At 73.8% G+C, this 23,358-nt stretch carries 7 protein-coding genes (1 of these 7 running past the window's edge); 3 read left to right on the forward strand and 4 right to left on the reverse strand.

Annotated elements, in window-relative coordinates; translation table 11 throughout:
* Window positions 1–18,450: the 5' portion of an FG-GAP-like repeat-containing protein gene (locus ACYVF4_RS13240; protein WP_460723555.1), read on the reverse strand. Its footprint begins 20,085 nt before the window's first position; the window shows 18,450 of its 38,535 coding nt (coding positions 1–18,450); its start codon is at window positions 18,448–18,450; its stop codon lies beyond the left edge, outside the window.
* A gap of 137 nt (window positions 18,451–18,587) precedes the next feature.
* Window positions 18,588–19,745 carry a right-handed parallel beta-helix repeat-containing protein gene (locus ACYVF4_RS13245; protein WP_460723557.1) on the reverse strand — a complete coding sequence of 386 codons (1,158 nt, stop codon included), beginning with the start codon at window positions 19,743–19,745 and terminating at the stop codon, window positions 18,588–18,590.
* A gap of 284 nt (window positions 19,746–20,029) precedes the next feature.
* On the opposite strand from ACYVF4_RS13245, the gene ACYVF4_RS13250 reads away from it, so the two are divergent.
* The 3 genes from ACYVF4_RS13250 to ACYVF4_RS13260 are packed head-to-tail and all read left to right on the forward strand — an operon-like array spanning window position 20,030 to window position 21,661.
* The gene (locus ACYVF4_RS13250; protein WP_460723559.1) at window positions 20,030–20,689 is read left to right on the forward strand and encodes a hypothetical protein; all 660 of its coding nucleotides are present in this window, start codon (window positions 20,030–20,032) and stop codon (window positions 20,687–20,689) included.
* Window positions 20,682–21,113 carry a phage holin family protein gene (locus ACYVF4_RS13255; protein ID WP_460723561.1) on the forward strand — a complete coding sequence of 144 codons (432 nt, stop codon included), beginning with the start codon at window positions 20,682–20,684 and terminating at the stop codon, window positions 21,111–21,113. Before ACYVF4_RS13250 ends, ACYVF4_RS13255 begins: the two co-directional genes overlap by 8 nt.
* Window positions 21,110–21,661, forward strand: a complete 552-nt coding sequence (locus ACYVF4_RS13260; protein WP_460723563.1) for a DUF3618 domain-containing protein — start codon at window positions 21,110–21,112, stop codon at window positions 21,659–21,661. The genes ACYVF4_RS13255 and ACYVF4_RS13260 overlap by 4 nt, the downstream gene beginning before the upstream one ends.
* Window positions 21,662–21,711: 50 nt before the next feature.
* Here ACYVF4_RS13260 and ACYVF4_RS13265 read toward each other — a convergent pair whose 3' ends face one another.
* Window positions 21,712–22,554: a sulfurtransferase gene (locus tag ACYVF4_RS13265; RefSeq protein ID WP_460723565.1), complete on the reverse strand. Its 843-nt coding sequence runs from the start codon at window positions 22,552–22,554 to the stop codon at window positions 21,712–21,714.
* The gene (locus tag ACYVF4_RS13270; protein WP_460723567.1) at window positions 22,554–23,324 is read right to left on the reverse strand and encodes a DUF72 domain-containing protein; all 771 of its coding nucleotides are present in this window, start codon (window positions 23,322–23,324) and stop codon (window positions 22,554–22,556) included. Before ACYVF4_RS13270 ends, ACYVF4_RS13265 begins: the two co-directional genes overlap by 1 nt.
* Window positions 23,325–23,358 lie beyond the last annotated feature (34 nt).

Below are 23,358 nucleotides of genomic sequence, written 5' to 3' on the forward strand. Positions count from 1 at the left end.
GCCGGCGGCGACCGTGCCGGCCGTCATGGTGAGCGTCACGGTGCCCGAACCGGTGAACAGGCCGAGTGTGTTGCCGGGGTTCTTGTCCTTGAGGAAGTAGCGGTACGTGACGCTCGTGGCGTCGGCGGCGAGCCCGGCGATCAGCAGCGGCGCGCCGAGCAGGATCGGGGTCCCGCTGCCGTCGAGCGCGACGTCGCCGAGCAGACCCGAGAGGCGGAACGGCGCCGCCGTCTCGAGGGTGGACTTGATGATCGGCGGTGCGGTCTCGCCCGTCGCGGCGGGGATGGAGGTGTAGACGACGTCGATGTAGCCCTGCGCGTTCAGCTGCGTCTGGCTGAGGCTGGGCGTCACGAGCGACGCGACCGGGCCGGGCTTCTGGCCGACGACGGTCGGGCTGAACAGGTAGAAGGTCTCACTCTCGGCCACGAGCAGCGCCGCGCCGCCGACCGTGGTGACCGCGCCGTCCACGAAGCGGACGGTGACGACGGTGGTGGTCGGCAGGACTGCACCCCCGGGAGCGCTGAGGGCGTAGCGCCACGTGTTGGCCTTGCCCGACACCGCCGTGGGCGTCCCCACCGTCCAGGCCCCGGTGACACCGGCGGCCGTCACCTCGATCGCCGGGGCGCCGGTGGTGACCGAGGTGGCGTCGATCGCCCCCTCGGAGGGCGTGAAGGTCACGTCGATGGTGGTGACCGGCCCGGTCAGGACCGCACCGCGCAGCGGTGTCGCGAGGTCGCCGCTGACGATGGCCGGCGGGGTGGCGGAGCTGGCGAAGGTGGGAGCCGTGGTGGGGGCGATGGCGAAGGACGTCACCCGGAACGTCCCGAGCTGGAAGCCGGTCTGCGGCGAGACCGAGAACGTCGCGAAGCCGGCGAGGCTGGCGATGTTGCGGCCGCCGGCGGTGATGAGGATCTTGGCGTCGAACAGGGCGAGATCCAGCGTGCCGTTCGGCTGCCGGCTGACGCGCAGCGAACCGCCGAGGGTGACGGGTCCGGCGGCGATCACCACGTTGGTGACGGCGAACGAGAAGGCGCCGGCCGCGATCGACCCGCTCATGGTGCCCACCGTGGGAAGCGTGAAGGATCCCGACGTGGCGGTGCTGACCTGGAACGAGACCGAACCCGAGATGTCCAGGCCGTTGAGTCCGAGGAAGGCGATCGTGCCGGTGGCGCGCAGTGCCCACCCGTCGGCGGGGGTGGCTCCCCGGATGAACTCGACGGCGGCGTTGCGGATGAGCACCCCGATCGCCCGCGGGTTGGGCGCTCCGCCGGCGAGCTTTGACGGGCCGGAGCCGATGAACAGCTCGAGCCCGGACCCCGAGAAGCTGTTGCCCGTGATGGCGAACTCTCCCGCGCGGATCTCGAGGACGTCGCCGAAGCTGAAGTCGAGGTCCTGCACGATGAAGCGGAAGGTCGGCGTGGCGGGGACGTTGATCGTCAGGGTCTCGGCGCCCACGACGATCGACTGCTCCACGGACGCGCCGGTGGTGTTGATGGTGAGCCCGACCGAGGCGTCGAAGGCGAACGATCCCGCGGCCGTCTTGGCGCGGCCGGTGATGATGCCCGCCACGCCGCCGGTCGTGGTGGTCACCGTCGACGGCGTGGTGTCGGTGACGGCTCCGGGCGGGAAGACGACGAGGAATCCGCTGCCCGAGACGATTCCGGGGTTCGTCCCGCCGATGCTCGCGCTCTCGCTGAGCGTCACGCGGGACAGCGCGATCTTGGAGACCGCCGCCGGACCGGTGCCGATGCGTTCGAACGCGAAGTCCGCCGTGAGGGTGACCCCCGAGATGACGACGGCGATGCTCTCGGCGGCGACGCGCAGGAACGGCCCCTTGGGGAGCGTCAGGATCCGGACGTTGGGCTGCAGGACGACCTGGTTGCCGTTGGCGTTCCACGTGACGGTGTAGACGTTCCCGGCCTTGACCACTCCGACGCGGTCGGTGCCGGCATCCGCGTCGAGCAGCGCCTCGATGGCGGCGTCGACGGCCGCCGCAGAGGCGTTGAAGGCCAGCGGCGCGGTGATCTCGCTCTGCTCGATCGTGCCGTCCCGGTCGACGTCCATCGCGAGGGTGAACGTCCCGCTCGGGACCCCGACGGTGATCGTCTGCACCTCGGGGGTGCCCGTCGTCCCGTCGGTGGTGGTGACGACGCTCACGCCGGCGAACGAGAAGATCTCGTTCACGGTGACACCCTGGCCGGCCACCTGGAGCGTGTTGACCTGGAGCGTGAGCTGGGCGGTGATGACGATGGGCAGGCCCCGCAGCTCGACGCCGCCGGCGATCTCGCCCGCCATGCCGGTCGGGGTGATGAGGAAGGCGCCGCGGCCGCCCGAGAGGTACAGGCCGACATCGTTGGGCGACGCGTCGCCGACGGGATCGATGCCGTCGCCGCCGGCATCCCCGAGGAAGATCTCGACATCGGTGAACGCCAGCCGGACGATCCTTGCCCCCGCGGCGGTCTTGCGCTGCTCGAAGACGACCACGCCCCGGAGCGTCTGACCGAGGATCCCGATCTCGGCGGGGTCGCCGGGCAGGCCGACCTGGACGAGCATCGAGTCGCGGGCGATCGCGATCGTCTGGGTGACGCCCTCGATCACGACGTCGCGCGAGATGTCCGCCGTGGTGGTGTTCACCTTCACGAGGACCGTGGCGTCGACGCTGACGCCGGGGAGCACGTCCGGGTTCAGCGTGATTGTCGCCACGACGGCCGCGGCGACGCCGCTGCGCGTGACGAGGATCGTGCCGGTGGCGACCGTCGCGGTGACGTATGTGCGCGTGCCGTCGCCGAGGCCGAGGCTCACGTTCTTCAGTGCGATGGTGATCTCGCCGGTGGCGCTGTTGCGCGAGAACGCGAAGTCGCCCGACAGGCGCTGACCGGCGACCTCGAGGACGATCCCGCGCCCGGCGACCGTCACCCCGGCGGCGATCTGCACCCCGTCGACCGTGCGAGGCGCGGCGAGGGTGTTGACCTGGACCTCGAGGGTGCCGGCGAAGCGCACGCCGGGGATGAAGACCTCTACCGTGGCCTGGATCCGCCCGGCGATGCCGCCCGCCGCCGTCGAGGTCTTGCCGACGATGTCGAAGGCACCCGAGCCGTCGCGGACCACGACGACGTCGCGGTCGCCGGTCCCCAGCCGCAGGCCGACTCGCGCGAAGCGGATGCGCTGCGTGGTGACGTCGTCGCCGGTGGCGAGGGTCAGGTCGGTGCCGATGTCGGTGACCTTCTCGTACGAGACGTCGGCGGTCAGCTGCTGACCGGCGATCGTCAGCGCCAGGCCCGTGACCGCGACCTTCAGATACGGCCCGGCGGGGAGCGTCAGGGTGAGGGTCTGCCCGCCGACGGCGAACTGCTCGGCGACGGCGACCGGCACGAGCTTGCCGGCGACGGTCCGGCGCATGTTGCTGATCTCGACGCCGACGGTGGCGGAGGCCTGGAGTCCCGCTCCCAGGCGGATCGACGCCGTCGCCGAGATCGAGCCGCCGAACCCCTCTTCGGTGAGCAGCAGCAGGGCGGTGCCGCCGGACAGCCGCAGGCCGATGTCGTCCGTCTCGTCCGCCGACGTCCCGCCGTCGTTGCCGACGAAGAGCGACACGCCCGTCGCCGCGATCCGCAGCACGCCGACGTCGTCGGCGGTCCCCGCGCGGCCGTCGGGGCCGGAGCCGCGCACCTGTTCGAACTGGAAGGTGCCCGAAATGACCTGGTCGAAGACGGTGACGGCGCCGGTGACCGAGACCTTCACGAAACGTCCGGCCGGGAGGTTCAGCGTGAGCGCCCCCAGGGTCGCGGAGATCGCCGTCGGCGCGGTGTTGACCTGCAGCCGCACGGCCAGCCCCGAGCCGAGGCTGAAGGGGATGCCGCTGAGCCCGACGAGCGCGACGGATGCCGAGATGTCGACGGCCATGCCCGAGGCGGTGAGCAGGAAGGCCCCGGTTCCGCCGGTCAGACGGACGCCGACGTCGTCGCCGTCGCCGGCACCCTTCGCGTCGCCGAGGAAGAGGGACACCGCCGTGGCGGTCACCTTCACCACCCGCGCGGCCCCGAGACCCGCCTGCTCGAACGTGAAGTTTCCGCGCACCTGCTGACCCGCGAGGTCCAGTGCCAGGCCCGTCGCGGCGAGCTCGAACTGCGGGGTGGCGGTGTCGATCTTCAGCTGCATCGCGGCCGACGCGGACACCCCGGGAACCGTCAGGGCGACCGCGCCCGAGAGGGTGCCCGACATGCCGGCGGCGGCGAGGGTGAGCGTGCCGGCCCCGCCGGTGAGCGTGAGGATGTCGGTGGCGCCGCTGCCGATCCGCAGCGAGACGCCGGCCAGGACGATCGTGGTGGTGGTTCCGGAGCGTTCGAACGAGATGTCGCCGGTGAGCGACTGCCCGGCGATGGCCAGGACCACGCCGCGACCGCCCACCCGCACGTAGGTGCCGGCGCTGAGGTTCAGCGCGACCGTGCGGGCGCCGAGCGTGACCGACTCGGTGACCTGGACGCCCGTGCCGTTCATGGTGAGGTAGAACGAGCCGCTGATCGTGACGCCCGCCGGCAGGAGCGCACCGAGGTCGAGGGTTCCGGCCAGCGACATCGCCAGGCCCGCCGGGGTGAGGACGATCAGACCGTCGACGCCGACGAGCAGCGGATCGTCGGTGCCCAGGGCGACCTCTCCGCCGGAGATCGCGATGACGGTGCGGGTGACGCCGGCGGCGTTGGTGGTCTGCTGGAACGACACCGACGCCGTGAGGGAGATGTCGCCGAGGTCGAGCAGCACGCCCTCGCCGACGATGCGCAGGTACGGTCCGGCCTCGAGTCGCGTGCCCGCGGTGTCCGAGAGGACCACCGCCTGACCCGAGCGGTTGATCTCGAGCCGCAGCGCGCTCGCCCCGACGGTCAGCGAACCGCCCAGCGAGATGTTCGCGTCGGTGATGGCGAGGACGCCCGCGAGACCCGCCGGGCCGATCTGCAGGAACCCGGTGACCCCGAGGGTGCCGATCGGAGCGCCGAAGTCGGCCTTCGCGGAGACCTCGATGTCGATGATCCGCAGGCCCGCCGCCGTAACGCGCTGCGTGAACCCGATGGCGCCCTCGGTGAGCTGGAAGCCGCCGATGCCGACGGTGAGGTTCGTGCCGGCGATCTCGAACGTCGGGGTCAGCCCGCCACGCGTGTCGACGGCGATGCTGAACCCGCTGGACACCGTGATGCCCGGAAGGGTGACGGCGACGTCTCCGCTGATCTCACCGTGGAAGCCGGCGGTCGCGAGCGTGAACTGGCCGGTGCCCCCGGTGAGCGAGACGAAGTCGCGGGTGCCGTCGCCGAACGAGGCGCGGGCGCCGCTCACCGTGATCACGGTGGTGGCGGTGGGACCGGAGCCGGACTGCTCGAAGGAGAAGGTTCCCGACAGGCGCTGCCCAGCCACGACGACGGCTGCATCCGCCGCGGTGACCTTGACGTACGGCCCGGCCGGGAGCAGGAGCGCGACCGTCGTGCCGTCGAGCTCGAAGGTGCGGTCGACCTCGGGCCCCGAGTTCACGGCCACCGTGAAGGTGCCGCTGAAGCGCACGGCGTCGCGGGGGACGATGAAGGCGAGGGTGCCGCTCAGGCGACCGGCGATGCCGCCTGCGGTCATGACGAACACCGCGGTGCCGTCGGTGAGCCGGACCCCGGCCGTGGTGGTGCCCAGCTGCAGCGTCAGCGCCGACGCGATCAGCACCGTCGTGGTCGGCGCGGGGGTTCCCGCCGGCGCCCCGGCGGCGATCGGGCCGCGCACCTGCGAGAACACGAACACGCCCGTCAGGCTCTGCCCCGCCACAGTGAGGACGGCGGGCGTGGCGAGCGAGCCGACCTGCACGCGCACCGAGCCGGCGGGAAGGACGACGCCCTGCACGGTCCGGGGGGCCGTGCCGGTGTTCAGCTGGAGCCGCACGTCCCCGGTCAGCGAGAACTGGTCGCCGGCGTTGAGGGCGAGGGTCGCGGTGAGGACCGCGGCGACGCCCGTGGGCGTCAGATCCAGCTGGCCGGCGCCGATCGTGGCGACCGCGACGCCGTCGCCGAGGCTCAGGGTGAGCGGAGCGCCGCCGTCGCGGGCGGAGGACCCGAAGCGGATGCGCAGACCGCCGGCCGCGAGCGTCTCGACCGCGAAGGTGCCGGTGAGCTCCTGTCCTGCGACGCCGAGCACGAGGTCGCCGATGACGAGGATGTGCGGGGCGAGAGCGGTGCCCTCGGCGACCGTGACGGCGTCGTCGCCGGAGCCGAGGACCTGCTCGCTGGTGGTCTCGTTGAAGAAGACCCACGCGGTGCCGCCCAGCGTCACTCCCGGGATGCCGACGAGGGCGACGCTGCCGGACAGCGCGGCGACGCGGCTGCCGGCGCTGCCCTTCGCGAAGCCGCTGACCCCGGTCAGGTACAGTCCCGTGGCGAAGGGGTTGACCGCGCCGCCGTCGACGAATCCGGGCCCCCGACCGACGAACACGGTGAGGCCCGATACCGTCACCTCACCACCGGCGAAGCTGATGGTGCCGATGATCTCGACGAAGTCCCCGAGCTTGATGGACCCCGAGACGCTGACGGCCACGTACGCGCCCGACGAGTCGGCGACCTCGGTCGCGCTGAACAGCAGCGGCACCGCGACCCCGCCGACCACGATCGTCTGGTCGATGGCGTCGGGCGTGCCGTTGTACCGGACCGAGAGGGTGGCGCCGGCGCTGAGACCGCCGCCGGCGACGGCGACGTCCCCGCTGAAGGAACCGGCGATGCCCGTGGCGGTCAGCAGGAAGGCGCCGGTGCCGCCGGTGATGCCGACCGCAGAGCTCTGCCCCTCGGGCAGGAGCGAGACCGACACCCCGCTGAACGCGATCGTGGTGACGGCAGCGGGGGCACCCGTCAGGTAGCGGACCCCCGCCGAGGTCGCGAGCACGATGTCGAGGTCGTCGCCGGCGTCGAACCTGCCCACCGCGAGCGCCGTCCCGGAGACGACGCCGAGTGTGGTTGCCGAGCGGAACCCGAGCCAGTCGCCGCCGATCCCCGCCCCGCGGTTGAGGTGGAGCCGGACGCCCGTCGTGGTCGCGAGCACCACATCCAGTCGGCCGTCGCCGTCCATGTCCGCCAGCGCGACCGCGTCGGCCACGACCGAGGCCGTCGACACCGGCGCGCCCGCGCCCAGCCCGCCCCACGAGCTCACGCCGCCGGTCGTGGTGAATCCGGCGTTGCGGTGCACCTGCGCGGGGGCGCCGTTCATGGCGACGACGACGTCGCGGAACCCGTCGCCGTCGACGTCGCCGACGGCGGCGTCGGTCGCCGACCCGGTGTTGGCGAGGGTGAGGGGCGCGGCGTAGGCGGTCCACGCCGGGCCGGCCCCGCCGGCGTTGACGTAGACCGCGTGCGGGGCGCCGGCGTTGACGACGACGAGGTCGGGCAGGTCGTCGCCGGTGAGGTCGGACAGCAGCACCGCGACGGTGCCCGTGTGGGCGAGGGTCAGCGAGGCGGCGGCGTCGAAGCCGGTCGGCGTCGCCCGGAAGACGAGTGCGCCGGCGGTCGCGCCGACCACGAGGTCGGTGCGGGCGTCGCCGTCGACGTCGGCCGCCGCGACGGCCACGGCGCCGGGCGTCGTGAGCGTGATCGCCGTCGCGAACGAGCCGCCGAGGTTCTCGTACACCGCCGACGTGCCGCCGCGGACGACCACGACGTCGAGCAGCGCGGAGCCGCGCACGTCGGCGAGGGCGACGGCGGTGGTCGTGCCGCTGCCGGCGGTGAAGGTGGCCACCGGAGCGGCGGTGAAGACGTTCGAGAGCGCCGACGGGATGCCGGGAGCGCCGGTGCCGAGGTGCAGGGCCGCACCGGTGCTGGTGGCGGTGAGCAGGTCGGCGCGGCCGTCACCGTCGACGTCGCCGGCGGCGACGACCAGCCCGCCGGTGAAGGTGCCCGTGAGCGCCGTGGCGCCCGGGGTGAGGGAGCGGCTGATGCGGAAATCGCCCGAGAAGGACGGGCCGCCGGTCACCGCGAGCACGCCGCGCGTGACCGCGAGGTGCAGGAACGGCCCGGCGGGGACGTCGATGCCGAGGTCGGTGCGCCGGACGGAGGTGGTCGTGGTGTTGACGGCGAACTCGACATCGCCGGCGATGGTGAGGCCGGGAAGAGCGAAGGCGTCGGTCGTGCTGCCGCTGAAGCGCGCGGCGACGCCGCGCGAGGACACGAGCATCGCGCCGGTCCAGGCATGGGCGGCGGTCACGGTGACGAACGTGCCGAGCTGCAGCGTCAGGTTCGTTACGGCCAGGGCGGTCTCGCCGGTGGACGTGCGGGTGATCAGGATGCGGTCGGCGTCGAGGCGCTGCCCGGCGACGGTGAGGGTGGCGGTGGTGACCTGCACCTTCAGCCCGGGACGGATGACCGTCTCGTTCGAGCCGCCGGGATCGAGGGTGACGTCGGCCGTGCCGGAGTTGATCTGGACGGTCGCCACGCCGGTGACCGCCAGGCCCGGGACGGTGACGGCGAGGGACGCCGAAACGGAACCGGCCATGCCGGTCGCGCCGAGCCGGAAGACGCCGGCGATCTGGGTGGCGCTGATCAGTGGTGCGGTCGGTGTGCCGAAGCGGACCACCCCACCCGTGATGGTGAGGGTGAGGACGCTGCCGTCCTTGACGACGACGATGTCGCCCGAGAGCGCCTGGCCGGCGACGGCGATCGTCACGCCGGTGCCCGCGAACCGCAGGTAGCCGCCCGAGCCGCCGGCGGGAAGATCGACGGTCACGGTGCCAGCGCCCACGCGCACGGTCTCGATCACGCGCGCCGCGGTCGTGTTGATCTCGAGGGCGACGCTTCCGGCGAGGATCACTCCGGGAACACCCGAGAGGGTGACGCCGCCGCTCACCCGGCCGGCCAGCCCGCCGGTGCTCGGCAGCACGAACAGCGCTTCTCCGCCGGTGAGCCCGAGCCGCGCCGCCCCGGCGGTGAGGGCGAGCTCCACGCGGGCGAGGGCGATCCGGGTGAGGGTGCTGTCGTCGGTGCCGCCGGGGACGCCGTCGCCGCCGTACGAGGTGGCCCGCTCGAACGTGACGTCCGCCGTGAGGGACTGGCCGAGGATCGTGAGCACGACCCCGGTGCCCGCCAGCCGGATGTACGGCCCGGCCGGCAGGTCGACGGTGACGGTGCCGCCGCCGACGGGCAGGGATGCCGACACCGCCGTCCCCGTGGTGTTCAGCTGCAGCTCCAGAGCGCCGGCGAGCGCGAACGGTGCGCCGCCGGCCACCGCGATGTCGAGCGAGAGCGTGCCGGCCATCCCGGCGGCATCCAGGATGAACAGGCCGCTGCCGTTCGAGGCGGTGAGCGGCCCGAGAGACAGGGATGCCCGGGCGAGCCCGATCCTCACCACCGATCCCCCGGGGGTGGCCGCGCGCTCGAAGACGAGGTCGGCGGTGATCGTCTGCCCGAGGACGCTGAGCTGCAGGCTCTCGCCGCCGATGCGGACGACCCCGGCCGGCAGCGCAGCGGTCCAGCCCGGCACGGTCTGACCGCCGGAGGTGGTGTTGAACGCGATCGTGACCGTGCCGGTCACGGCGATTCCGGGCACGGCGAGGAGGACGCCGACCGTGATGGCACCGTACGACCCCGTCGGGGCGAGCACGATCGTGGCGGTCGAGCCGGGACCCGAGGCGGGCTGGACGAACTCGGCGAGCGCTGCGGCACCGCCGAGCGCGAGGCGCGCCGAGCGCAGGGTGATGCGGGTGGTCCCCGCGTCGTCGACGATCACGACGTCGGCGGTCAGCTGCTGGCCCGCGACGGTGAGCACGACGCCCGTTCCGGCGATCCGCAGGTACCGGCCGGCGGGGAGGACGAGGCTGAGGGTCTGGCCGCCGACCTGGAAGTCCTCGTCCACGAGGGACGTGGACGTGTTGAACTCGACGGCGAGCCCGCCGCTCAGCGACACCTGCGGGACGGCGAGCGCGAGGTCACCCGTGATCCGGCCCGCGACGCCGGTGGCCCTGACGAGCAGAAGAGCGGTGCCGCCGCTGAGGCTCACGGCGCCGCCGGCGAGGGTCAGGCCGACGCCGGTGGCGGCGATCCGCAGCACGGCGCGGCCGGTGTCGGGGGTGCCGGTGAGCGGATCCAGCGCGGTGACCCGTTCGATCGCGGCGTCGGCGGTGAGCGACTGCCCGAGGACGGTCAGCGCGAGTGCCGTGCCCTCGAAGCGGACGTAGGGTCCGGCGGCGACGTCGAGGCTCCGCACGGCCGTTCCCACCAGCACGGACGCGGTGACCCGGGCCGCGGTGGTGTTGAGCGTCAGCGAGAGCGCACCGCTGAGCGTCGCGTCGGCGCCGAGCCGCGCGGTCACCGTGCCGTCGATACGCCCCGCCAGACCGGCGGCGGCGACCACGAGCAGGCCGCTTCCGCCCGTGATCCGCACGCCGATGTCGTCGACGACGTCGGCGGTGCCCGATCCCGGAGTGCCGCCGTCGTCCCCGATGAACATCGAGACGCCGGCGAGTCCGACGACGGTGGTGGTCACGCCGCCCGCGGTGGTGCGCTCCACGGCGATGTCCGCGCGGAGCGCCTGACCGAGGAACGCCAGGTCCAGGCCGGTGAGTTCGACGCGCAGGTACGGCCCCGCGGGAAGGGTCGCGCTGCCCACGGTGACGGCGGCTGCGGCGGTGTTGACGGCGACGCCCGCGGTCACGTCCGTGATCCCGAGCGCGGCGATGGTGACGTTCGCCGTCAGGATGCCGGCGACCCCGCCCGTGCGCACGACCAGGTCGCCCGTGATCGCGCCGACCTGCACCGCGTCCCCGAACGAGACCGAGCCGTTCGCGATGGAGATCTCGAGGTCGCCGCCGGAGCGATCGAAGCGGAGATCTCCGCTCAGGGACTGGCCGGCGAAGGCCAGGGTGGCATCGGTGACGTCGAAGCGGGTGACGGCGGCGTCGGTCGCGAAGTCGACCAGGACGCCGGGCTGTGTGCTGCCGGGGATCTCGATGGTCTGGCTGATCGCCTGGCCGGTGGTGTTGACCCGCACGCTCGTCGTGCCGGTGAGGACGACGCCCGCGACGCCGACGAGGCTCACCGTGCCGGTGGCCACGAACGCCTGACCGGCGGCCGTCTGGATCAGGCCGATGGTGGCGCCGGTCACGAGGACCCCCATCGCCAGCGGGTTGAGCGCACCGGAGCTGAGGAACGCGGGGCCGCGGCCCAGGAACACGGTCACGCCGGTGGCGGCGACCACCCGCACGGGCACGCCGCCGATGACGGTGTCGCTGAAGGTGATGTTGCCCTCGACGGTGACGAAGTCGCCGATCGTGAGCGTCAGGTCCGACGCCGTGAGGCTGAAGATGATGCCGCCCGGCGCCGGCGCCGGAAGCGCCAGAACGAGGCTCGTGCCCCCCACGGTCAGGACGGTGTCGATGGCGCCGGCGGTGGTGTTCACCTGCAGGAGCACGGAGCCGCCGACGGCCACGGCATCCCCGCCGAGAGACACCGCACCCGAGAGGAAGCCCGCGACGCCGCCGCTTCGGATCAGGAAGGCGCCCTCGCCCCCGTACAGCGAGGGCTGGGAGTCGCCGCTGAGGGTGACCTGGACGCCCGTCATCGCCACGACCGTCTCGACCGCACCCGCGGCATCCGTCGACCGGGTGAAGGCGAAGGTGCCGGCGATGGTGCCGGCGCCGGTGATCGTCGCGCTGAGACCGCTCGCCTCGATCCGCAGGTACGGACCCGCGGGCAGGATGCCGGTGCCCGGGTCGACGGGGCCGGGGGTCGTGTTGACGCGGACGGTGACCGATCGGCCGGTGACCGCGACGAGGTCCGGGACGGTCAGATCGGCGGTGGCGGCGACGCTTCCGGCGATGCCCGCCGGCGTGATCAGGAAGCTGCCGGCGATGCCGGTGACGTGGACGTACGGGCTGCCGGTCGGTCCGAGCTGGACGCTGCCGCCCGTGACGGCGACCCGATACGACACGACGCCCGCGACGACCGTGCGCGTGACCCAGATGCCGCCCGTGATCTCGACGCCGGCCACCTTCACGGTGAGACTCGCCGCCCCGACGCGGATCGTGCCGGCGGCGATGGTGCCCTGGGTGGACGCGGCATCCGTGTTGAGCTCCACCGTGAGGCTCGACGCCGTGGTGGTCACTCCGGGGATGGCCACCGTGGGCGCACCGGTGAACGAGCCCCAGACGCCGGTGGCGCCGGCGGTCAGCGTGGCGGTGATCCCCGTCATCGTGATGAGGCCCCCGGCGAAGACGAGCGAGCCCTGCGAGACGGCGATCGTCGTTGCCGTGGAGTCCCGGGTGACGACGACGGTTCCGGTCAGCCGCTGACCGGCGACGTCCACCACGAGGTCGGTGCCCGCCACCCGCAGGTAGCTGCCGGAGCCCGCCGGCAGGACCAGCGCGAGATCCGAGCCCCCGACGGCGACGGTGGTGTCCACGGCGGCACCCGTCGTGTTCACCTCGACGGCGAGCACCCCGGTGACGGCGACACCCGGGAGGGCGAGCGTCACGGTCCCCGTCACGCGCGCGGCGATCCCCGCGGCGGCGACCAGGAGCGCGCCGCTCGCCGACGTCACCGACAGCACGGTGGCGGAGCCGGCGGTGAAGGCGAGGCTTCCCCGGCTGAGCCCGGCGCGGACGACGGTGGCACCGGCGGCGTCGACACCGCGCTCGAAGGCGATGTCGGCGGTCATGGTCTGCCCGCCGACGGTGATGACGGTTCCCGCGGCCTCGATCCGCAGGTAGGGCCCGGCGGGAAGGTCCCCGATCGCGGCGCTGCCGGTGTTGATCGCCACGGCGATGCTCGACGCGAACGTGAACGCCGACAGGTCGGACGAGACGGTCGCGCTCAGCCTGCCCGCGACCCCGGTCGACGTGATGTCGAGCGAGCCGGACAGGGCGTCGACGGACAGCAGGTCGGTGACCCCCTGGGTGACGGCGAAGGATCCGCCGGTCACCGCGATCTCGGTGCGCGTGACGCCGGCGACGGTGCGGCGGGCCACGGTGAGGTCGTCGAAGGTGATGGCCTGGCCGCCGAGGACGAGCTCGACCGACGTGCCGGTCACCTCGAGCTTCGACGCGCCCGAGGTGGTGTCGAGGTCGAGGTCGAGTCCGCCCGAGAAGCTGAAGCCCGGCACCGTCACCTCGAGGGTGCCCGCGAGCGTCGCCGTGACGGCGCCCGTCGAGCGGGTCAGGGTGACGGTGCCGGATCCCCCCGAGAATCGGGCGACCGGAGCGGCACCGCCGAAGGCGAGGGCGACGTTCGCGGCGGTGACGGTGAACCCGGCGGTGGTGCGGGTGAAGGCGAGATCCGCCGTCAGCGTCTGCCCCAGTGCGGTGAGGGTCAGCCCGGTGCCGCTGAAGGCGGCGAACGAGGTCCCGCCGCTCGCGACCTCGCTGCCGGTGAAGGCGATCGTGACGGTGCCGCTGCCGTCGGCGAACGACACGGTCTGGTCGACGGCGGTGCTGAACCCGTTGATGCGCGCGCGGAAGTCGCCGGTCAGGCCCACCGACTGCCAGCCCGAGAGCGCGACGGTGCCGCGCGCGTCGACGGCCGCGTCGGTGCCCGACGAGGTCGTCCGCACGTACAGCGCTATGACGGCCTGCGACACCCGCAGCCCGTCGCCGAGATCGAGCTCCAGGTTGCGCGCGGCCGCGGCGACGGCGGTCCGCCCCGCCACGGTGTCGATCTCGACGCGGCCCGCGAAGGTCGCATCGACGATGCCGGTCGCGACGACCGTCGCGCTCACCGTGCCGGTCGTTCCGGACGCGCCGAGCCTTAGGTCTCCGCTGCCGTCGCTGACGGTGACGACCTGGTCGGTGCCGGTGCCGAAGGTCGCCCGAAGGCCCGTCACCGCGATCGTGGTCACCGCGCTGGTGCGCGTCACGCGGGCGGATCCGGTGAGGGCCACCGAGCCGATCGTGATCGCGACGTCGGCAGAGACCGCGAGGCCCGCGGTGCCGTCGTAGGTGAGCACCGCCGAGGTGAGCGCGAGCCCCGATCCTCCCGAGGTGAACGTGACCGTGCCGCCCGTCAGCCGCAGGTCGACGTCGCCGGTGTCCGCACGCGAGGTCAGGGTGAGCGAGCCCGAGGCGATCTGGAGCTGTCCGCCGATCGTCGCCGACACGCCCGTCGCGGTGATCGTGAGGTCCGACCCGGACTGGCTGAGCGTCGCACTCGTGGCACGGACCACGGCGATCGCGGTGGAGCCCGAAGAGATCGTCAGGGCGAAGTCGGATGCCGGAGAGACGGGGCCGACGGTGATGAGCAGGGATCCGGCGTCGAGGGACGCGGCATCCGTCAGCGTGTAGGTCGCCGTCACCGCCGCGGTGGCGGTGATCGACAGGGCGCCGACGGAGAGGGCGAGCGAGAGTCCCGCCGCGAACGAGGCGGTGCCGTTGTATGTGGCGCCTGCCGAGAGCGACCCGACCGAGAGCGTGATGCCGGTGAGGGTGAGCGCGTTGCCGAGCGAGAAGTCCCCGAGGTTCTGGGTGTGGGACGCCGTGGCGAGGTACGTCTGGAGCTGCTGGACGATGAGCCCGAGGAGTCCGGCCAGCGGCGACCCGGCGACGTAGTCCGAGAAGTGCGGGAGCGCGGCGGTGAGGGTGCCGGCCGCCGCGTCGTAGGTGGTGGCGATGGCCTGCAGCGCGCCGTCGGGCGAGACGTACCAGATCCTCGACTGCGGAGCCGCTGCGTCGACGGCGATCGTGAGGACCGGCGCGATGCGGAAGGTCGTGATCTCGGCGCCGGTGCGGGCGTCGTACGCGCGCAGGTCGTAGATCGCCGACGCGGTCAGCAGTCCGGTGACGCCGCTGTCGCGCGCGGTGATGGTGACCCACGCGTCGGCCGGGAGGGATCCGGGGGCGAAGGTGAGGGTCGCCCCGCGGGTGGCGAGGGTGCCGCCGGAGGCGGCGGAGATGAGGACGGCTCCGGCAGGCGGCGTGATCGCCGGCATCCGCGGGGAGCTTCCGTCGTCGAGGGTGAGGGTCGCGGCCGGATCGTCCAGAGCGATCGGAGCGGCGAGGTGGAGGGCGGACGAGGAGTTCGACTGATCCCCGGATGCCGGAGGCCCGCGGCCCGCCTGCACGAGCACGTCGTCGCCGGCGAACACCGGGGCGTTGACCTCGACCACGGCGACCCGGCGGTGGAGGGGTGCGACCGCCACGGGGTCGACGGCCAGGTCGAGACCGCGGCCGGTGGAGTTGGAGCCGGAGGCCAGTGCGGTCAGCTCGACCGTGCCGCCGCTTCGCAGCGGAGCACCGTCCAGCGCCAGGCCCGTGCCGAGCCCGACCACGCTCTGCGACACCAGGACGGCGGCGGCGAGCGCGCGGACCGGGACGGCGGCGACGGCCTGCAGTGCCGAGGCGGCGGCGGTCGCGGCCTCGGGTGCCCCGGCGAGGACCGTCAGCAGCGTCACGGGGGCCAGCGCCGGGAACGGCGACGTCGCGCGGGCGGCGGTCGCCTCGCTGACGGAGTGGCCCGTCGCGGACAGGCGCACGGCCCCTGCGATCTGCGCTCCTCGTTGGAGCCGGGCGTCGACGTCGTGTGCGCCGAGGATCAGCGCGGCGCCCTCGGCGATCGCCCGCGCCGATGCCCGCTGGACCGCGGACAGCACGAGGTCGCCCGAGGCGGTGAGCGGGGCGCCGGGGGCCACGAGCGCCGACGTGCCCGCCGTCGACGAGGTCAGCGCCCAGCCGCGCCCGCCCTCTGCCAGCGCGGTGTGCCGGGTGGTCGCCGTGATCTCGACGTCGTCCGCGCCCGTCAGCGTTGCGCCGTCGCGGAGCGCCGCCGTGGCGAGGTCCGTCACGACGAGGGCCGCGATGCCGGGTCCGTCCGACAGCGTGCGCGCCGTGGCGAGGGTGTCAGAGGTGCTGACGACGTGGACGTCCGCGTCGGCGACGGCGAGGGTGGCGTCCTCGCCCAGCTGGGCCACGGTCTCGAGGAAGGCGCGCCCCACGGCCACCGAGTGCAGCCCGGTCGAGGCGCCGAGCCCGAGGGCGGCCAGCTCGCCGGGGGCGGCCGGCAGGACCGCGGACGCGCCGCGCGCGGTCACATCGAGCGACCCGGATGCGGCGGCCAGCAGGAACAGCTCGCCGGCGACGATCCGCTGATCGCCGTCCACGAGCACGTGGGTCAGCCGGGTCAGGTCGGCGTCGGCCAGTGCCGCACCGTCGGCGTTCACCGCGACGGCGGAGCCGGTGGCGTGGTTGCGCGCCTCGATGCGGACGGTCCCGGGAGTCGTGATGTTCGACGAGCCGCCGAGACGGGTGACCGCGTACGACCCGCCCTTGACGCTGGACGAGGATCCTGCCGCAGACAGGTCGGCGGTCGCGTCGCTGCGGATCGTCACGTCACCGGCCGCGGTGAGGGTCGATCCCCACAGCGTCACGGTCGCCGTGGCCGAGGCACGCGCGCTCGTGGTGTTCGCGGCGGCCGCCGTGAGGACGATGGCCGCGCCCGAGAGGCCGGCGCCCGAGACCGTGACGGATGCCGCGGCATCCGTCACCCCGGTGCGAAGATCCTGGGCCGAGAGGACGATGGCGCCGGATCCGGTTGCGATCGACGTCCCGGCCTCGACGGCGACGCTGCGGCCGCGGACGGTGAGATCGGCGCCGGGGAGCGCGAGCGCGCCGGCGAGCGACACGGCTCCGGCGCTCTCGATCAGGGCGGCCACGCGCGGGGCGAGGAACGACAGGCTCGCCAGAAGGGAGTCGAGCTGCAGGCGGCCCTCGATGGCGGTCAGTCGCGAGGCCGCGGTGAGGCCGGTGATCCGCAGCGTGTCGGCGACCCCGTGGACGGCCAGGGCGAGACCCGAGATGCCGGCGAGATCGACCGCGAAGCTCGATCCGTCGACGCCCTCGACGACGACGTCGTCCAGTCCGCGCGCGTCGACCGAGAAGGTGTCGCCGTCGGCGCCGGTGAACACCACGCGTCCGGCGGCCAACCGCAGCGCACCCTCGGCGGCATCCTCGGGAGAGAGCGTCAGCACCGCGGTGCCGTCGGTGATCGTCCAGCGCGGCGCGCCCGCTGCCGGGGCCGCGATCTGCACGGCATTCGCCGCGTCGCGATCGTCGGCGGCGTCCGCCGGGGCGGCGTCGGTGGCGGACTCGGTGGTGACGGGGACGGTGGTGGTCTGCATCGTCCCGGCGTCCGCCGGGTCGCCGGACTCGGGAGAGGGTTCTTCGGCGGCCGCGTCGGGGGCGGGCTCGGACGGCGCGGCGGGCTCAGGTGCCGGGGCGGGCTCAGGTGCCGGCGCGGGCTCGGGCTGCGGCGCGGGCTCGGGCTGCGGCGCGGGCTCGGGCTGCGGCTCGGGCTCGGGCTCGGGCTGCGGCTCGGGCGCCGGAGCGGGGAGCACCGAGACGTCCACACCCCACGACTCCCCCGCGGCCAGCATCTCGTCCATCAGCCCGGCGCCGTGGCCGGCTCCGAGCGCGTGGCCGATCTCGTGCCGCACGACGGTGAGCAGGTCCATGCGGGACCAGCCCCACCCGGCGGCGTCGTCGTCGATGACGATCGATCGACCCGAGGTCTGACCGAGGGTCGCTCCGGGCAGTGACGCGAGGGTCGCCGAGATGCCCGACGTGTCGGCGCCCGCCGCCGCCCACTCCCCGAGCGCCTGCGATACGGCGGCGCCGAGGGCATCCGGCGTGAGCAGCTGGTCGGCCACCGGATCGTCCGGCAGGGCGGTCGCGGTCATGGCATCCGGCGCGTCGGCGCCGGCGGTCCCGCCGGTCGTCGTCCCGCCCGTCGTGGTGCCGCCACCGGTCGTGGTCGTGCCGCCGGACGTGGTCGCGCCGCCGGTCGTTGTCGTGCCGCCGGTCGTGGTTCCGGACGTCGTGCCGGGCGTCGTGACGCCGACGTTGTCATCACCCGAGATGGTGGCGTCGCCGCCGGCCATCGGGCACGAGATGGACGCGGGCTGGCCGTTCGTGCCGCCGACGGTCGTGCATTGGCTGGTCGAGAGGGCTTTGGCGAGCGCCTCCAGCGCCGCCTTGAGTTGGGCGTTGGCCGCGGCCTGCGCCTGCGCGGCCTTCTGCGCTGCGGCCCGCGCGGCATCCTGCTCGGTGCGGACCTGCTGCACCCAGGCGATCTGCTGCGCCTGCCGCTGCTGGACGAGCGCCTGTTGCTCGGCGAGAGCGCGAAGGCGGGCGGCCTCGGCGGCGAAGAGGGCGTCGAGCGCGGCGCGCGCCTCGTCGCGCGGGAGCACCTCGACCGTGACGGACTCGGCGTCGCGCAGGTCGATGATCACGGGCGCGGCCGGGTCGGCATCGGCCGGTGCGGCGGTCGGCGGGACGGCGGGACGCGCCGACGCGGTCGAGTGTGCAGGCGGTTCGGCAGCCGCCGGCACAGCGCTCATCGTGACGACGAGCGCCGTCGCGACGACGGTCGCGATGGCCGCGGTTCCGCGGCGCCAGAGGGGGGTGCCGGGCCGAGCAGGTCCGCGGCCGCCGCGCTCCGCGCGGCGTCCTGCGGACTGTGCTCCCAGCACGACGACCCCCGTGTCCCGTCCGCATATACCCCCATACGCGGGCGACGAGCAAGAGTATTGCACTCGGGATCGAACCTGTATAGAGCCACTGTCAAGTGTTTCGGCGGCGTGTCGTCGGACTCGACGGTCGCGCGGCGTCAGAACGCGCCGCGGGCGAGGACGCAGTCGTTGTCGCCGAGCGTGGGCGCGGCGCTGTCCGCGACGACGATGCCGTAAGGCGTGTCGGTGCACACGGCCCCCTCGACCGCTCCCCCCGACTCGCCGCCGAAGATGATCGCCGCCGAGGACGTCCCGCGGATGCGCAGGTCCTTCATCACCGGGGCGGCGTCGGCGTCCACCTGCGCTCCGACCGACCCGCCGCGGATCTCGAGCTGCGCCCAGGAGGGGTCGGCCGTGCCGGTCGCGGCGACCGCCACGCCGTTGTCACGGAAGGCGCTCTCGGTCACCGAGCCGCCCGCGGAGTCCAGGAAGAGCACGCCGATCTCGCCGTTCGAGGCGAACGTCGCACCCTGGATGCTCGCGCGATGGCCGCCCGCGACGGCGACCCCCGCCCACTGATTGCGGTCGAAGACGGAGTCGGTGATCTCGAGGGTCGTGCCTCTCCCGGCGCCTTCGTCTCGCTGCGCGGATATGTACACGCCCGCGCCGCCGGCACCGCCGGCGCCCGATCGCGCGCCCGTGACGCGGACATCCGAGAGAGCGACGGATGCCGTCGGGCCCGCCACGAGGCCGGAGGCGGATGTCGCGTCCGACAGCGCCAGGGTGAGGGACTCCAGGCGCACGAGCGACGCGGTGGCCACGATCACGCCCGCGTCGGACGCCTCGGAGCGCACGATCGTCCGCTCCCTGCCTTGACCGCGGAGTGTCACTCCGGCCAGCAGCACCGCTGTGGCCGGCAGCGCCACGTCACCGGCGGGCAGAACGATCGTCGTTCCCTCGGCGGCGCGCGCGAGGGCGTCCAGCAGGTCCTCTCCGGGGGACAGCATCCACTCCCCGCCCTCGGTGCGGACGGTGCCCAGGATGGAGGCGGAGGCGCGACGCCAGACGGCCGCCGCCACTGCGCCCTGCGGCTCCGCCGCGCCCAGGCGGTCCCGCAGCTCGGCGGTGAAGGTCTCGCGATCGCAGTCCAGGCGATCCCGCGCGCGACGCGCCGCGTCGACCGCGTCCGCGAGCTGCTCGCCGTCCGCGGCATCCGGCGGCTCGGGCGCGGCCGTGGGCTCGACGCCGGCGGCAGGCTCCTCGTAACCAGCGGCCAGTTCGGTCACGGCGGCGACGATGCCGTCGACGGCATCCATGCATGCCCCTTCGAGAATGCTCGTCGGGATGCCGGCTGTCGTCCCCTCCGGCGCGGGCGTCGGCGCACACGCGGTGACACCCGCGACCACGACCACGGCGACGACTGCTGCGACCCCCCGCACCTGCCTCACACGCCGGAGCATACTGCGTCCCGGGCGCGGAACAGTAGACCGCCCGGCCCGCATCCGTCAACCCTCTCGGCGGTCCCCGACAGGCGGCCGCACGCTTGCCCGACCGCGACGCGACCGCTGCTCCAGAGCGGCGCGAACCAGAGGAGGATCTGATGACGAATCTCGACATGAGGACGCCGGGGTCGACCCCGAGCCACCCCGACGGCGTGGGCGCGAAGGCGAGCGGCGTCGCCCAGACCGCGAAGGGCGAGGCGGGCCGCGTCGTCGACGAAACCCGCTACCAGGCACGACAGGTCGCCGGCCGCGTCGGCGACGAGCTGCGGCAGCAGGCCGACCACCAGGTGAACCGCGCGTCCGAGGGGCTGACCTCGGTCGGGCGCGACCTGGATCAGCTCGCGGCGACCGCCCCGTCAGGCCTCGCCGGCGACCTGGTCCGGCAGGCGGCACGGCGCACCCAGGACACCGCACGGTGGCTCGAAGGCCACGATGCGCGCGGCATCCTGGACGAGGTCCGCCGCTTCGCCCGCCGCCGCCCCGCCGCATTCCTGGGCATCGCCGTCGCCGTCGGCGTGGTGGCCGGCCGCCTCACCCGCTCCCTCGGGGAATCGGCGTCCGACGCCGCGGACACCGCCCCCGCCGTTCCCGCCACCCGCGCCGAGGCCCGCGCCGCCGACCTCGGGACCTCGGTGCCGTCACCCGTGCCCCCGGCCGTCCCGGGGTCGACGACCGCCACGGTGCCCGGCGCCGGAACGGCCGGGCACAGCACTCCCGGGGTGGTTCCGGGAACGACGCCCGGAGTCACCCATGGCTGATCCGCGACTGGACCCGACCGCCACGCCGTCCGAGCGCCGGGCCGCGTCGGCGTCGCTCGGCGAGCTGCTGGGCGAGGTGACGCGCGACATCTCCACCCTCATGCGGCAGGAGGTCGCTCTGGCCAAGGCCGAGCTGAAGGACTCCGCGGCCAAGGCCGGCATGGGCGCAGGGCTCATGGGCGGAGCCGCCTACGCAGGCGGTCTGACCGTCCTGTTCCTGTCCCTGGCCCTCTGGGCGGCGCTCACCGACCCGGTCGGGCCGGTATGGGCGGCGATCATCGTCGCCGTGATCTGGGCGATCCTCGCGGCGATCCTGTTCGCGGTGGGCCGGAGCCGGCTCGATCGCGTCGAGGGAGCGCCGCAGACCGTCGAGACCCTCCGTGAGATCCCCGACACGCTGAAGAGAAATGAGGAGAACCGATGAGCACCACCGATGAGATCCGGGCGGACATCGAACGCACCCACCGCGAGCTCGGGTCGGACGTGGACGCCCTCGCCGACAAGGTCAACCCGGCCAAGGCGCTCCACCGCAAGACGAGCCGGGTGCGCAACGCCCTCGCGGGCGTCCGCGACCGGGTGATGGGCGCGGCGGACGACACCGCGCACAACGTGGGCTCCGCCGCAGGTTCAGCGGCGCACGCCGTCGGCGACGTTCCGCACCGCATCTCGGCCCAGACGCGCGGCAATCCCGTCGCGGTGGGCGTCATCGCGCTTGCCGCAGGCTGGATCCTCGGATCCCTCCTGCCGGCGAGCGAGCCCGAGAAGCGCGCGGCCGAGCACGTGAAGGATGCCGCGCAGCCGCTGCTCGAGGACGTCAAAGAAGCGGCCCACGACGCAGCGGAGCACCTCAAGGAGCCGGTGCGCGACGCGGCGGAGTCCGTCAAGGAGCAGGCCCGCGAAGGAGCCGAGACCGTCCGCGCCGAGGCCGGGTCGTCCGCCGATCCCTCGAGCGCGCCGAGGCCCACGGTCTGACGGACCGAGGACACCGGGGCGGGCGCGCGGGGGGCGCGCCCGCCCCGGTCTCATGGTCGGGCCGGACTCGTCTCGACGGGCCGGTCGGGATGGTTCGCCCACTGGCTCCACGAGCCCGCGTACAGGGCGGGTCGATAGCCGGCGAGGGTGAGCGCGACGAAGGCGTGCGATGCGGTCACGCCGGACCCGCAGTACACCCCGACCTCTGCACCCGGTTCGATCCCCGCCTCCCGGGCGCGCCGCCGCAGGGCCTCGGCCGAGAGGAAGCGTCCGGCGTCGTCCACGTTGCCCGTCGTCGGCAGATTGATCGCACCGGGGATGTGCCCTGCGCGCGGGTCGATGGGCTCGACATCGCCGCGGTAGCGTTCGGGCGCACGGACGTCGACGAGTGCGCCGCGACCGGCCAGCGCGGCCGCCTGATCGATGGTCAGGGACGGCAGGCGTCCTGACGCGAGGGTGACGGTACCCGGGGCCGGTCTGATGTCCCCGGTCTCGAGCGAGCGGCCGGATGCCGTCCAGGATCGCAGCCCGCCGTCGAGGATCCGCACGCCCGGCAGCCCGGCATCCGTGAGCACCCACCAGGCGCGGGCCGCCGAGAGGGATCCGAGATCGTCGTACACGACGACCTCATCACCCGCCGCGATGCCCCAGCGCCGGGCCGCCGCCTGCAGCCGGGCGATGGAGGGAAGCGGATGCCGGCCGGCGGTCGGCGCGCCGTGCTCGGCCAGTTCGGCATCGAGGTCGACGTAGACGGCGCCGGGCAGGTGGCCGGCGCGGTAGTCGGGGCGGCCGTCCGGCCGGTCCAGGCGCCACCGGACGTCGAGCAGACGCACGCGCGCGCCCTCCTCGAGCAGTCGGGCGAGCTCGTCGGCGTCGATCAGGATGTCGTTCATCACCGACCATCCTGCCCCGCCCGCGCGGACAGCCCGAGTCGCGCCTTCAGCCGGCGGGCGTCGTGCACGGCGTATCCGTGACCGTCATTGTTGAAGTAGGCCACCACTGCATGGGCGGCCCGCCACTCCGTGATCCTCGCGGCCCACCAGTCCAGATCGGCGTCAGGGTAGCTGCCGGCATAGAGGGTGTCGGGATCCGGCCCGTGGAAGCGCACATAGACGAGTTCGGCCGTGGCGCGCAGTTCGCACGGCAGCCGCGCCCCGCTCATCACGCAGTACGACGCGTCGTGCCGCTCGAGCAGCGCGAACACGTCATCGTGGACCCAGGACGGATGCCGCAGCTCCACCGCGACCGGGAGTCCGGGCGGCATCGCGGCGAGCGCGACGTCCAGTCGCACGTCGTCGCGTTCTGCATCCGGAGGCAGCTGCAGCAGCAGGGGTCCGGCGATCCCACCGAGGGGGCGCATGCCGTCGCCGATCCGGTCCGCCCACACCTGCGGATTGCGCAGTGCGCCGGCATGGGTGAGCCCCCTCGGCGCCTTCACCGTCAACACGAAGTCCTGTGGCAGCCGGCGCCGCCAGTTCTCGAAGGCGGCCGCGCGCGGCCAGTGATAGAAGCTCGCGTTGAGCTCCACCGTGTCGAACTCGGCCGCATAGACCTCGAGCTGACGGCTGCCCGTGCCCGGCGGGTAGAGAACTCCGCGCCAGTGCGGGTACGCCCACCCGGACGTCCCGACGCGCACATCGCCGATGGCCAACTTGCCGGTCATGTCACACGCGTACACGCACGCGCGCGGCCGAGAG

It is taken from the genome of Microbacterium aureliae, from assembly GCF_054780155.1.